Source organism: Microbacterium sp. MMO-20 (assembly GCF_037147735.1).
Lineage (GTDB): Bacteria > Actinomycetota > Actinomycetes > Actinomycetales > Microbacteriaceae > Microbacterium.
Window position 1 is genome coordinate 122,903 of the sequence record NZ_JBBCUU010000002.1, and the last position, 12,824, is coordinate 135,726.

The window sequence follows — 12,824 nt, forward strand, 5'->3', positions numbered from 1 at the left end:
GGATCAGTTCTTGCCGAAGGTGGGGTTGTGGACCTTGCCGAGCGTGATGTGCACGGCCTGCTGGTCGGTGTAGAAGTCGATCGAGCGATATCCGCCCTCGTGCCCGAGGCCGGAGGCCTTGACACCGCCGAACGGGGTGCGGAGGTCGCGCACGTTGTTCGAGTTCAGCCAGACCATTCCGGCTTCGACGGACTGCGCGAAGTTGTGCGCCCGCTTGAGATCGTTCGTCCAGACGTACGCGGCGAGGCCGTACTTCGTGTTGTTCGCGAGTGCGAGCGCCGCTTCGTCGGTGTCGAAGGGCGTGATCGCGACGACCGGACCGAAGATCTCCTCCTGGAAGATGCGGGCGTCGGGGGAGACGTCGGCGAACACCGTGGGGGCGACGAAGTTGCCGAATTCGAATCCCTCGGGCTGCCCGCCGCCGGCGACGAGGCGGCCCTCGCCCTTGCCGATCTCGACGTAGCTCATGACCTTCTCGAAGTGCTCGGGGTGAACGAGCGCGCCGACCTCGGTGGCGGGGTCGTGGGGGTACCCGACCTTGACGCGCTGCGCCTGCGCGGCGTAGCGCTCGACGAACTCGTCGTAGACCTCGCGCTGCACGAGGATGCGCGAGCCCGCGGTGCAGCGCTCGCCGTTCAGGGAGAAGACGCCGAAGATGGTGGCGTCGATCGCGGCATCCAGGTCGGCGTCGGCGAAGACGATCGCGGGGCTCTTGCCGCCGAGCTCCATCGACAGTCCCTTGAGGAACGGCGCGGCGTTGCCGAAGATGATCTGGCCCGTGCGGCTCTCGCCCGTGAAGGAGATGAGGGGCACATCGGGGTGCTTCACGAGAGCGTCGCCGGCGTCTTCGCCGAGCCCGTTGACGAGGTTGAAGACGCCCTGGGGGAGCCCCGCCTCTTCGAAGATCTCGGCCCAGAGGGATGCCGAGAGGGGAGTGAACTCGGCGGGCTTCAGCACCACCGTGTTGCCCGTCGCGAGCGCGGGTCCGAGCTTCCACGACTCGAGCATGAAAGGGGTGTTCCACGGCGTGATGAGCCCCGCGACACCGATCGGCTTGCGGTTGACGTAGTTGATCTGACGGCCGGGCACCTTGAACGTGTCGTCCGACTGCGCCACGATCAGGTCGGCGAAGAAGCGGAAGTTCTCGGCGGCGCGCCGGGCCTGGCCGAGCGCCTGCGTGATGGGCAGGCCGGAGTCGAACGACTCGAGTTCGGCGAGGCGCGCGTCGCGCGACTCCACGATGTCGGCGATCTTGTGCAGGATGCGCGAGCGCTCGCGCGGCAGCATGCGCGGCCACGGGCCGTCGGTGAAGGCGCGACGGGCGGCCGCGACGGCGAGGTCGATGTCGGCTTTCTTGCCCGCGGATGCCTGGACGTAGACCTCGTTCGAGACCGGCTCGAGGACGTCGAAGGTGTCTCCGTCCTGCGAGTCGACGAACGCGCCGTCGATGTAGTGCCGGATGCGGTCAGGGAGATCCGCCGGGACGTGGCGGACATCGAGCGCGGGAGAGGTGGTGTCGGTCATGGTGTCTCCGTCGTGGGTGTGGCTTCGTTGTGGCGGGCCTTGAGGAACGCGTCGAGCGTGCGCAGGCGGTGGTTGCGGGTGAACATCTCGAGCTCGTCGGCATCCGCCTCGGTGCGGATGAGTTCGAGGATCTGGTCGTGCTCCTCGACCGAGTGCCGCGGCCTGCTCGGGATCAGCGCGAAGCTCGTGTCACGCAGCCCCGCGAGCCGCGACCAGCCGCGGTCGACGAGGTCGAGGATGTGCGGATTGGGGCAGCGATCGAAGAGCACGGCGTGGAAGCGCTGGTTGAGCTGCGTGTACGCGTACGGGTCGAAATCGTCGATGAGCCGGTGCATGCGCGCGTTGATCTCGGCGGCCTGAGCGAGGTCGTCAGCCGTGACGAAGGGGGCCGCGAGGCGAGTCGCGTAGCCCTCGACGAGGCTCAGGGTCTGCATCGTGTGGATGTAGGCCTCCTCGTCGACGACCGACACGCGGGCGCCGACGTTCTTCTCGAAGGTGACGAGGTGCTCGGCCTCGAGTCGGCGGATCGCCTCCCGCACCGGCACGACGCTCATGTCGAGCTCGGTCGCGATCGTTCCGAGGACGAGCCGGTACCCCGGTCCGTACTCGTGGTTCGCGATGCGTGCGCGGATCCAGTCGTAGGCGACCTCCGACTTGCTGCCGGTGGCGACGGGGGTCATGCGTCCGGCCCCTGGGTCTCGGCGTCGTACCTCGCCCGCCAGGTCTTGTTCATCGGGAAGAGCCCGTCGACAGGGTGTCCCTCGGCGACGCGGGCGGCGACCCAGGCATCCTCGACTTCCTGAGCGAGAGCCGCATCGACGACCTCCTCGGCGAGGCCGGGCGGGATCACGATGACGCCGTCGGCGTCGCCGACGATGATGTCGCCCGGCTGCACCGTCGTGCCCCCGCAGGCGATCGTGACGTCGTGATCCCACGGAACGTGCTTGCGGCCGAGGACCGCCGGGTGCGCGCCGACCGTGTACACGGGGATGCCGACGGCGGTGACCGCCTCGGCATCGCGCACCCCGCCGTCGGTGACGATGCCCGCCGCGCCCCGGGCGTGCGCGCGGATGGCGACGATGTCACCGAGCGTGCCCGATCCGGCCTCGCCGCGGGCTTCGATGACGATGACCTCGCCTGCGCCGACGGCGTCGAACGCGCGCTTCTGCGCGTTGTAGCCTCCGCCGTGGCTCGCGAACAGGTCTTCGCGACCGGGCACGAACCGCAGGGTCTTGGCCGTGCCGACGAGCTTCTGCTCGGGGTGCAGCGGCCGCACGCCGTCGATCGTGACGTTGTTGAGGCCGCGCTTGCGCAGCTGCTGGCTGAGCCCCGCGACCGGAACCCGCTCGAGCTTCGTGCGCAGTTCCGCACCGAGGGTGCTCTCGTTCGCGCCGAGGGTGCTCTCGCCGCGCGGCGCGAGTGCACCCTCGCGCGAAACGAGTGCACCCTCGGGTGACGCCGGCGGCAGGCCCGCCTCTGCGCGGGAGCCCCAGGCTTCTTCGCGCTGCGTGTCGTCGACCGCCGGGAGCGAGCCGACGGTCTCGTCGAACGCGATGTCGGCACCTGCGACGACGGTCGTCACGAGGCGTCCTGACGTCGCGCCGGATACCGGGGCATCCACCTCGACCTCGACGACGTCGCCGGGCACGATGACCGAGGACCCGGCGGGTGTGCCGGTGAGGATGACGTCGCCCGTCTCGAGCGTGAAGTGCTGTGAGAGGTCGGCGACGAACTGCGCGAGAGGGAAGAGGAGCCCCGCGGTCGTGTCGTCCTGACGGATCTCGCCGTTGACCCACGTCCGCACACGGAGCGCTGCGGGGTCGACGGTGCGCGCGTCGATGAGGTGCGGGCCGATCGGCGTGTAGCCGTCGCCGCCCTTCGAACGCACGTTGGAGCCCTTGTCGTTCGCGCGCAGGTCGTACAGACCGAGATCGTTGGAGGCCGTGACCCAGGCCACGTGGTTCCACGCATCCGCGAGTCGCACGTGGCGCGCGGGCTCACCGATCACGAGCGCGATCTCTCCCTCGAACGCGAGCAGTTCGGTGCCGACGGGGCGTTCGATGACGCCGCCCGAGGCGGCGACCGAGCTGGATGCCTTGAAGAAGTAGGAGGGTGCGGCGGGCCGTCGGCCGCGCTGATCTGCGCGCGACACGTAGCTCAGGTGCACCGCGATGATCTTGCCCGGCCGACCGGGGAGACCCGCGTAGCGGTCGTCGGCGGCTGCGGCACCGGTGGTGTGGTCGTTGATCATGAGCTCCCTCGCCCTTGCGTCGTATTCGAAATCGTATATGATTGGCGAAGGGTGGGCAAGAGAAGCTTCCCGCCTTCGAGACGAAGACGTCACACCGACACTGGAGTCACACCCATGAGTGCGCAACACCCCGATCCCGCCGGATTCACCCCCACCGGCACCATCGCCACCCACGCCGATCGCCGCCGCGTCGTCTTCGCGACCGTCGTCGGAACGACCGTCGAGTGGTACGACTTCTTCATCTACGCGTCTGCGGCCGGACTCGTCTTCGGTCAGCTGTTCTTCGCGCCCGCCGGCGAGGGGTTCGCGCAGGTTCTTTCGTTCATCACGGTCGGCATCAGCTTCCTCTTCCGGCCGTTCGGCGCGTTCCTCGCGGGTCATTTCGGAGACAAGTACGGTCGCCGCGTCGTCCTCATGATCACCCTGATCCTCATGGGCATCGCGACGACGCTCGTCGGTCTCCTGCCGACGTACTCCGCGATCGGCATCGCGGCCCCGATCCTGCTGATCCTGCTCCGCATCCTGCAGGGCGTCTCTGCCGGCGGCGAGTGGGGCGGGGCGGTCCTCATGGCCGTCGAGCATGCGCCGCGCGCGAAGCGCGGCCTCTTCGGCGCGTCGCCGCAGATGGGTGTGCCGCTCGGTCTGCTCCTCGCGTCCGGCATCCTGACCCTCATGGCGCTGATCGCGCCCGGTGAGGCTTTCCTGCAGTGGGGCTGGCGCGTGCCGTTCCTGCTGTCGTTCGTCCTCATCATCATCGGCTACTACGTTCGCCGCCGCGTCGAGGAGAGCCCGGTGTTCACCGAGCTCGCCGAGCGCAAGGAGGAGACGCGGATGCCGATCGTCCAGCTCTTCCGCAAGCACGCCCTGCTCGTGATCATCGCCGCGCTCGTCTTCGCGGGCAACAACGCGGTCGGCTACATGACCACCGGCGGGTACATCCAGCGCTACGCCACCGACCCCAAGGGCCCGATCGGCCTCGCTACAGCTGACGTGCTGGGCGCCGTCACCCTCTCGGCCGTCACGTGGCTGCTGTTCACGTTCCTGTCGGGGTGGATCTCCGACCGCATCGGTCGGCGCACGACCTACATCGCGGGCTGGATCATGCAGCTCCTCGGTGTCTTCCTCCTGTTCCCGCTCGTGAACACGGGTTCGATCGTCATGCTGACCCTCGGCCTCGTGATCCTCACCGTCGGCCTCGGCTTCACGTACGGGCCGCAGGCGGCGCTGTATGCGGAGCTCTTCCCGGCATCCATCCGCTTCTCGGGCGTCTCGATCTCGTACGCGATCGGTGCGATCCTCGGCGGCGCGTTCGCTCCGACGATCGCGCAGGCGATCGTGCAGGCGACCGGTTCCACGGTCGGCGTCACGTGGTACCTCGCCGGCATGACGGCGCTCGGCCTCATCGCCACGCTGCTGCTGCGCGACCGCAGTGGCATCCCGCTCGGGCCCGACCACGAGACCGAGCAGGCGAAGAGTCCGATCTACGGAGTCGCGCAGGCCTGATGGAGATGAGGGGATGCCGGGGCGTGCGCCTCGGCATCCCCTCGCGCGTTCGCGCCGGGCGCGCGGCTCAGCCGCCGAGCGCGCCGCGGATCGCCGCGGCGGAGAGCTCGAGCCGTGCCGCGAGCACAGCCGGGTCGGTGCCCGTGCCGACATGGACGACGGCGATCGCCGCGGGGCGGTGCGGGCGCTGCGAGCCGCCGAGTCGCAGCGGCACCGCGACGGCCTGAACCGTCGGGATCACCTCGTCGTGGCTCGTCGCGTAGCCGCGTTCGCGCGCCTCGGCGATCTGGGCGCGCAGCGCGGGTGCCGGGTCGACGGGCCACTCGCCCTCGGGGAGTGCCGCGAGGATCGCCTTGCTCGGCGCGCCCACCGTGATCGCATGCCGCGCCCCGGGCCGCTGCGCGACCGACGCGATCGCGTGGCGCGGCTCCACGCTCGCGAGGGTGACGCACTCCTCGCGGTCGAGGACCGCGAGGAAGCATGTCATGCCGAGTTCGTTGGCCACCGCGGTCAACTCGGGGAGCGCCTCGGCCTGCAGATCGTGCGCGACGCCCGCCGCGAGCGCCGCGATCCGCGCGCCCAGAGCGAGCCGCCCGCTGGCGTCGCGGGAGACGAGGGCGTGGTCCTCGAGCGTTCGCAGCAGGCGGTAGGCGATCGAGCGGTGCACCCCCAGCTCGGCCGCGACCTCGTCGATCGTGAGGGGCGTGCGCGCGTCGGAGAGGATCTCCAGGATCCGGATGCCGCGACTGAGCGTCTGCGAGGCGGGTGCTTGTGTCATGGCATCCTTTTCGTATACGATCTGTTCAATAGTAGAACGTTGTGTTCTAATATAGAACACATGCTCCGCGACAGCAACCCTCGACATCGCCGTCCGAGGAAGGGATCGACAACGATGCAGTTCCACCACCACGGGTACGTCTCAGCCGACCCGCGCGTCCAGTCCGCTGCCGGAACCGGGATCGACCGCCCCGTGGAGGTTCCCGACGAGGTCGACGTCCTGATCGTCGGATCCGGTCCCGCGGGCATGCTGCTCGCGGCCCAGCTCTCGCAGTATCCCGGTGTCGTGACGCGCATCGTCGAACGCCGCGACGGGCGTCTCGCGATCGGCCAAGCCGACGGCATCCAGCCGCGCAGCGTCGAGACGTTCCAGGCCTTCGGCTTCGCGGAGCGGATCGTCGCCGAGGCGTACAACATCGGCTGGATGAACTTCTGGGGCCCCGACCCCGCCGATCCGAGCCGTATCGTCCGGCGCTCGCGCACAGCCGATTACGCGTACGACATCAGCGAGTTCCCGCACCTCATCGTCAACCAGGCCCGTGTGCTCGACTACTTCGCCGAGGCCGCCGCGCACGGCCCAGGCCGCATCGCGCCGGATTACGGGGTCGAGTTCCTCGGACTCACCGTGCCGGGCGACGAGAGCGCCCCCGTCGAGGTGCGCCTGAAGGATGCCGACGGCACCGAGCGCACGATCCGCGCCCGCTACGTCGTCGGCTGCGACGGCGCACGCAGTCGCGTTCGCGCGGAGATCGGGCGTGTGCACGTCGGCGACATCTCGCAGCACGCGTGGGGCGTCATGGACGTGCTCGTCGAGACCGACTTCCCCGACTGGCGCATCAAGTGCGCGATCAACGCCGAGGCGGGCAACATCCTGCACATCCCGCGCGAGGGCGGCTACCTCAGTCGCGTGTACGTCGACCTCGGCGCGGTCGCCGCAGACGACGACCACCGCGTGCGGCAGACGCCGATCGAGGAGATCATCCGCCGCGCGAACGAGATCCTCCACCCCTACACGCTCGACGTGCGGGAGGTCGCCTGGCACAGCGTCTACGAGGTCGGCCACCGGGTCACCGACGGCTTCGACGACGCGCACGGCACCGACCGCCTCCCGCGGGTCTTCCTCACCGGCGATGCATGCCACACCCACAGCGCGAAGGCGGGGCAGGGGATGAACGTCTCGATGCAGGACGGCTTCAACCTCGGATGGAAGCTCGGCTCGGTCGTGACGGGCCTCGCCCCGGCGTCCCTCCTGTCGACGTATGCCGCCGAGCGTCGCCCGGTCGCCCAGCAGCTCATCGACTTCGACAAGGAGTGGTCGAGCCTCATGGCGCGAAAGCCGGAAGAGATCAGCGACCCCGAAGACCTCGCGACCTACTACCTCGCGACAGCCGAGTTCCCGTCCGGATTCATGACGCAGTACGCGGCGGACGGGGGCATCGTCGCGGGGGCCGAGCATCAGGATCTCGCGACGGGATTCCCGATCGGCAAGCGCTTCAAGAGCGCCCCCGTCACGCTCGCGGCAGACGGCAACGTCGTGCACCTCGGGCATCACGCGAAGGCCGACGGCCGCTGGCGGATCTACGCCTTCGCGGATGCCGCGGGCACGGCGCTCGCCGACTTCGCGGCCTGGCTCGGCGACGCGCCGGATTCACCCGTCGTGCGGCACACGCCCGCCGGGGCGGACGTCGACGCCGTCTTCGACGCGAAGGTGATCTACCCGGGGGGCTATGACGAGATCGACGTCACGCGCGTGCCGGCGGTCTTCCGTCCGCGCACGGGTCCGCTGCACCTCACCGACTGGGAGAAGGTCTTCGCCGCCGCACCCAACCGCTGGAACGAGACCGACATCTTCGCCGAGCGTGGACTCTCACGAGACGGCGTCGTCGTGGTCGTCCGCCCCGACCAGTACGTCGCCGCCGTACTTCCGCTCGAGGCGACCGACGAACTGACCTCCTTCTTCGACGCCTGGTTGCTGCCGCAGGGCTGAGTCGGCTGCGCGGTCGCGCTCAGTCGACCTGGTCGACGCCGCGCAACCGCAGCTCGTCGATGTCGAGATGGCCCTCGATGCGTCGGACGACGAGGTCGTCGATCGTGCCCTCGCGCCGCAATCGCTGCAGCACGGCGCGCTTGCGGTCGAGCACCGCGAGGCGCAGTCGCGTCGCCTCCTCGTGTCGAGTGATCGGCGAGCGCTGGGTGAGGTCGATGTCGTCGCTCGTCGCGATCATCTCGAGCGGTGAGGTCGGCGAGGCCGCAGCCGCCACTCCGCCCTCGGCGGTGGGAGCCCTGCCGCCTGCGGCGTCGGGTGTCGCGAGCATGCTCTCGAGCTCGGCGATGGATGCCGCGTCGGCGCGGTTCTGCCGGGCGTAAGCGCGGGCGTTGGCGAGCTCGAGGTACTCGTAGGTCTCGCGACGCGCGCGGTCGCGCACCTCGTCGCTGATGCCGTGCTCGGCGGCGAGGTCGTCGAGCGCGGCGACAGCCGCGCCCGTGATCGTGCGCTGCGCCAGCTCGTACTCCTCCGCCGCGGTCTCATCCTGCGGCAGGCGCGCCCAGCGCACGATCGCGGGGAGGAGCGGCCCCTGCACGAGCAGGCTCAGCAGGATCACCCCGCCCGTCACGAACACGACGATGTCTCGGCCGGTGAGTTCGCCGATGCCCGCGATGGATGCCGGCACGGAAAGCGCGATCGCGAGCGAGACGGCGCCGCGGAACCCGGCGAACGTGTTGACGACGCGTGCCCGGTGATGGCCGAACCGCGGGGCTCCCGGCGGTCGGGAGAACGGCGCGGACAGGGTCTGGAACAGATACCGGACGACGATCAGCGCGACCCAGGTCGCGATCGTGATGGCGACGAGGATGCCGAGCTGTCGGGCCGGGACGTCGTGGACGACGTACTGCACTTCGAGCCCGATGAGCACGAACAACGCCCCGTTGAGCAGGTAGACGCCGAATGGCCACGCCGACAGCGCCTGGCGTCGTGACGTCGCGGTCGTGATGCGCGCGTGCGACCAGGCCACGATGAGTCCGGCGAAGACCACCGCCAGAACGCCCGAGGCGCCGATGATCTCCGCGAGCAGGAACGCGGCGAACGGCACGAGCAGGAGCGTGGTGTTGATGACGAGCGCGTGGCTCGCGCGCCGCAGCGCCAGGTAGGCCAACGCCGCCACCGCGATGCCGGCTGCGGCCCCGCCGAGGTACGAGAGGGCGATCATGCCCGTGATCGACCACCCTGTGACGTTCTCGCCGAGGGCGAGCGAGAGGGCGATCGCGTAGAGCACGAGCGCCGTTCCGTCGTTCGTCAGGCTCTCGGCCTTGAGCTTCATGAACATGCGCTCCGGGAGCAGGCGCCCGAGGGCGGCGACCGCTGTGGCATCCGGAGGCGCCACGGCGGCGCCGAGGAGGAGCGCCGTGTGGAAAGGCACCCCGAAGAGGGTCGCGATCCACGCCACGGCGAACGCCGACGCGACGACGAGGAGGGTCGACATCGGGACGATGTAGCGCAGCGATCGGCGGACGGCGCGCAGCGACGTCGTGAGGCTCTCCCAGAAGAGCATCACCGGCAGGAAGAGGAGAAGCACGGTCTCGGGCGGCAGTTGGATGTCGCGCAGCGCCGGGACGAACCCGAGCAGCAGCCCGATGACGACGAGCACGAGGGGAGTCGCGATCCGCAGGCGCGGCGCGAGCACCGTCCCGACCAGAATCGCGAGCCCCAGCAGGACCGTGACTTCGAGACCTTCCATGGCATCCCTCCCCATCCACACTCAGTGTGCGCTCAGGGATCAGCGTTCTGCCAGGCTCTCGCATTCCCCGCCGGGTCGTGCGCGGCGCCGGCGGGCCCGCCGAAGAAGCCGGGCGTCAGGAGTTCACGCGGATGATCTCCTGCTGATACGGCGCGATGACGTCTCCCGAGATACGGCAGTCGAGGAGGAGATACGGCCGCTCGGATGCCGGGGTGGCTGTCCACTCGGCGAGCGCGTCGAGGTCGGCGAGGGTGCGGACGACCACTCCCCGGGCGCCCACGGATGCGGCGAGACCGGCGAAGTCGACCTCGGGGATCAGCATGGGCTCGCGGGCCAGGCCCTGCAGGCCGTAAAGGTTGACCTCGGCGCCGTAGGCCGCGTCGTTCCACACGACGGCGAGGCCGCGACCCCCCGCGACGCGCACCGCCGACTCGAGATCCGCGAGAGCCATGAGTCCGCCGCCGTCGCCCGTGGAGAGGACGACCGTGGCCTCGGGCTTGGCGAGTGCGGCGCCGGGGACCGACGGGAACCCGAGGCCGATCGACTGATAGGCGGTGCCGACCATCATCATGCGATCGGGCGAGGCGACCGGCCAGTACATGTTCGCCCAGCCGAGAAAGTGGCCGCCGTCGGTCACGACGACGCGGTCGCGCGTCGAGGCATCCGACTCCATCAGCTCACCGATCCGCACCGCGACCGAGCGCGGGTCGAGGCGGCCGTCGGGCGCGAGGGCGTCCCCGGTTTCGCGGGTGCGGGTGGCGGCGACCTCGTCGGCGGTGAGCCAGCGCTCGCGGATCGACCCGTGCGCCAGGCGCTCGAGCAGCGCCTCCGCGACGACGCGCGCATCGCCGCGCACGAAGCCGCCCACGTGCGGATGGGTCGCCGCGGGGGCGATGTCGATCTGGACGACGCGCGTGCCGGGTGAGAAGAGCTGCCCGAAGCGCACCGTGAACTGATTGAGGCCGGCACCGAAGACGACCGCGACGTCGGCGGTGCCGATGAGCTCCATCGCGGCCTCGGCGCCGAAACCGCCTGTGACGCCGAGGTCGAACTCGGGGCGGGGGAAGATCCCGCGCCCGAGCGCGGTCGTCGCGGTGACCGCCCCCGTCGCGTCGGCGAGGCGGCCGAGCGCGTCACCCGCGCCGGCGAGCCACGCGCCGCGGCCCGCGAGAAGGACCGGACGCTCGGCGGATGCCAGCGCGCGGGCGAGCTCGTCGACGGCCGCGGCGGCGAACGGCGACGCCGGGGCGAGTGGCTCAGGAAGGTGCGGTTCGGGGAGCGCTGCGGCAGCAGGGACCGCCCCTGCGTCGAGCTTGGCGACGTCGTAGGGGATCGCGAGCACCGTGGGGACGCGGTAGGACAGGGCGTGCTCGATCGCGATGACGGTGGTCGCGGCGGCATCCGCTCGCCCGACGGTGTACGTGCGCGCACCGACGGCGGAGGCGAGCGCGATCTGGTCGACGTCCCACGGGCGGGGGCCGGAGGTCGGCTCGTCGCCGACGACGAGGATGAGCGGCATGTGCGCCTGCACGGCCTCGGCGAGGGCGGTCAGCGTGTTGGTGAAGCCTGCGCCGTACGTCGCGGTCGCCGCGGCGAGGCGTCCCGACGCGCGGAAGTAGGCGTCGGCGGCGACGACGCCGCCCGCCTCGTGGCGCATCGCGGTGTACTGCACGTCGGTGGAACGCTCGAGAGCGTCGAGGAAGTGCGCGTTGCCGTTGCCCATGACACCGAAGACGTGGTCGACGTGGCGGGCGAGGGTCTGGGCGACGTGCGCGGAGACGGTGGGCATGGGGGCTCCTGGGAGGCGAGGACGGTGAGAGATTCCGTATATGTCTCGCGTGCCCCTTTTTCGAGCACCGGCGCGCGTCATCGCGCGCCGGACCCTCCGATTGTAGCGAGGGCGGCCGCCGCCCTGCGCCTCCCCGTGCGGTGTCGGCGGGGCGGGCCATGATGGGGTGATGGATGTCCACGAGCTCCGTGCGGCGCGGCTGCGCGCCCATCGCCTGACGGCGCCCGCGACGAGCGTCGGCGAGGCGGCCGCGCACATGCTGGCCGTCCAGGCGCAGGAGTTCTGGGGCGGCAGATGGGCGCTCGGGGCGCGCGCGGCCGGCGCGCCGACCCTCTCCGATGTCGATGCGGCGTTCGACGCCGGCGCTCTCGTGCGCACGTGGACGCAGCGTGGCACGATCCACATCATCCCCGCCGTCGACCTCGCGTGGGTGCTGTCGGTGACGAGTGATCGCCAGCAGCGCTCCGTGCCCGGGCGGCTGCGCGAGCTCGGCATCGACGACGACCTGCTCGCCCGCGCCGAACGCGTCGCGCGCGACGCCCTCCGGGGCGGGGAGCGGCTGACCCGCGCGGAGCTGTTCGACGTGTGGGATGCCGCGGGAATCGACCCGAACGGTCAGCGCGGCGTGCACGTGGTCCGCATGCTGTCGCTGCGGTCTGTTCTGGTGCACGGTCCGATCGTCTCCCGGGGCGACGGTGCGCCGACGCGGCAGCAGTATCTCGTCCTGGCCGACGAGTGGATCACGGCATCCGCCGCACCCGCCGATCCGCCGGCGGAGTTCTTCGTGCGCTACATCGAGGGGCACGGTCCCGCGACGGCGGACGATTTCGCGTGGTGGTCGGGGCTGCCGCTCGGAGTCGCCCGGGGCGCGGCCGCGGCATCCGCGACGCGCCTCGACGACCTCGGCGATGGAGTCTTCCAGGGGCAGCGGCCTCCCGCGGTCGACCCGGCTGTCCCGCGCGTTCTCGCGTTGCCGTCGTTCGAGGAGTCCTACCTGTCGTACCGCGATCGCACCGCCGGGATGCCGCCGGAGGTTGCGCGCGCGGTCGGCCCGGGCGCGAACGGCATGGTGCGTCCTCTCCTCGTCGCCGACGGCGAGATCATCGGCGTCTGGACGCACTCGCTCGCGGTCGGCCGACACGTGGACGACCCTGTGCCCGAGCTTCTCGTCCTCGGCGCGGCGACGAACGCCGAGGTCGCCGCAGCCCTCGACCGGTACCGCCGCTTCAACACCGGCTGACGG

General features: G+C 70.6%; 9 protein-coding genes. 3 read left to right on the plus strand and 6 right to left on the minus strand.

Features of this window, described 5'->3' with window-relative positions:
- Positions 1-3: 3 nt before the first annotated feature.
- From hpaE to WFI52_RS04225, 3 genes are read right to left on the minus strand one after another with little or no spacing between them, the layout of a single operon-like run.
- Entirely contained in the window at positions 4-1,524 is a 1,521-nt protein-coding gene (gene hpaE / locus WFI52_RS04215; RefSeq protein ID WP_336625974.1) for a 5-carboxymethyl-2-hydroxymuconate semialdehyde dehydrogenase, read from the minus strand.
- On the minus strand, positions 1,521-2,204 hold the full coding sequence (locus WFI52_RS04220) for a GntR family transcriptional regulator (protein WP_336625973.1): 684 nt from the start codon (positions 2,202-2,204) through the stop codon (positions 1,521-1,523). Before WFI52_RS04220 ends, hpaE begins: the two co-directional genes overlap by 4 nt.
- Positions 2,201-3,775: a fumarylacetoacetate hydrolase family protein gene (locus WFI52_RS04225; RefSeq protein WP_336625972.1), complete on the minus strand. Its 1,575-nt coding sequence runs from the start codon at positions 3,773-3,775 to the stop codon at positions 2,201-2,203. The genes WFI52_RS04220 and WFI52_RS04225 overlap by 4 nt, the downstream gene beginning before the upstream one ends.
- Before the next feature lie 114 nt (positions 3,776-3,889).
- Here WFI52_RS04225 and WFI52_RS04230 point away from each other — a divergent pair, with 114 nt between their 5' ends.
- Positions 3,890-5,278 carry an MFS transporter gene (locus WFI52_RS04230; protein WP_336625971.1) on the plus strand — a complete coding sequence of 463 codons (1,389 nt, stop codon included), beginning with the start codon at positions 3,890-3,892 and terminating at the stop codon, positions 5,276-5,278.
- Positions 5,279-5,345: 67 nt separating this feature from the next.
- Here the strand turns inward: WFI52_RS04230 and WFI52_RS04235 are convergent, their stop codons facing one another.
- On the minus strand, positions 5,346-6,056 hold the full coding sequence (locus WFI52_RS04235) for an IclR family transcriptional regulator (RefSeq protein WP_336625970.1): 711 nt from the start codon (positions 6,054-6,056) through the stop codon (positions 5,346-5,348).
- 114 nt (positions 6,057-6,170) lie between these two features.
- Here WFI52_RS04235 and WFI52_RS04240 point away from each other — a divergent pair, with 114 nt between their 5' ends.
- Positions 6,171-8,042, plus strand: a complete 1,872-nt coding sequence (locus WFI52_RS04240; RefSeq protein WP_336625969.1) for an FAD-dependent monooxygenase — start codon at positions 6,171-6,173, stop codon at positions 8,040-8,042.
- Positions 8,043-8,061: 19 nt separating this feature from the next.
- Here the strand turns inward: WFI52_RS04240 and WFI52_RS04245 are convergent, their stop codons facing one another.
- The gene (locus tag WFI52_RS04245) at positions 8,062-9,792 is read right to left on the minus strand and encodes a Na+/H+ antiporter (RefSeq protein WP_336625968.1); all 1,731 of its coding nucleotides are present in this window, start codon (positions 9,790-9,792) and stop codon (positions 8,062-8,064) included.
- Positions 9,793-9,907: 115 nt separating this feature from the next.
- Positions 9,908-11,581, minus strand: a complete 1,674-nt coding sequence (locus tag WFI52_RS04250) for a thiamine pyrophosphate-binding protein (protein ID WP_336625967.1) — start codon at positions 11,579-11,581, stop codon at positions 9,908-9,910.
- Between the two features lie 169 nt (positions 11,582-11,750).
- On the opposite strand from WFI52_RS04250, the gene WFI52_RS04255 reads away from it, so the two are divergent.
- On the plus strand, positions 11,751-12,821 hold the full coding sequence (locus tag WFI52_RS04255; protein ID WP_336625966.1) for a winged helix DNA-binding domain-containing protein: 1,071 nt from the start codon (positions 11,751-11,753) through the stop codon (positions 12,819-12,821).
- Positions 12,822-12,824: the final 3 nt, after the last annotated feature.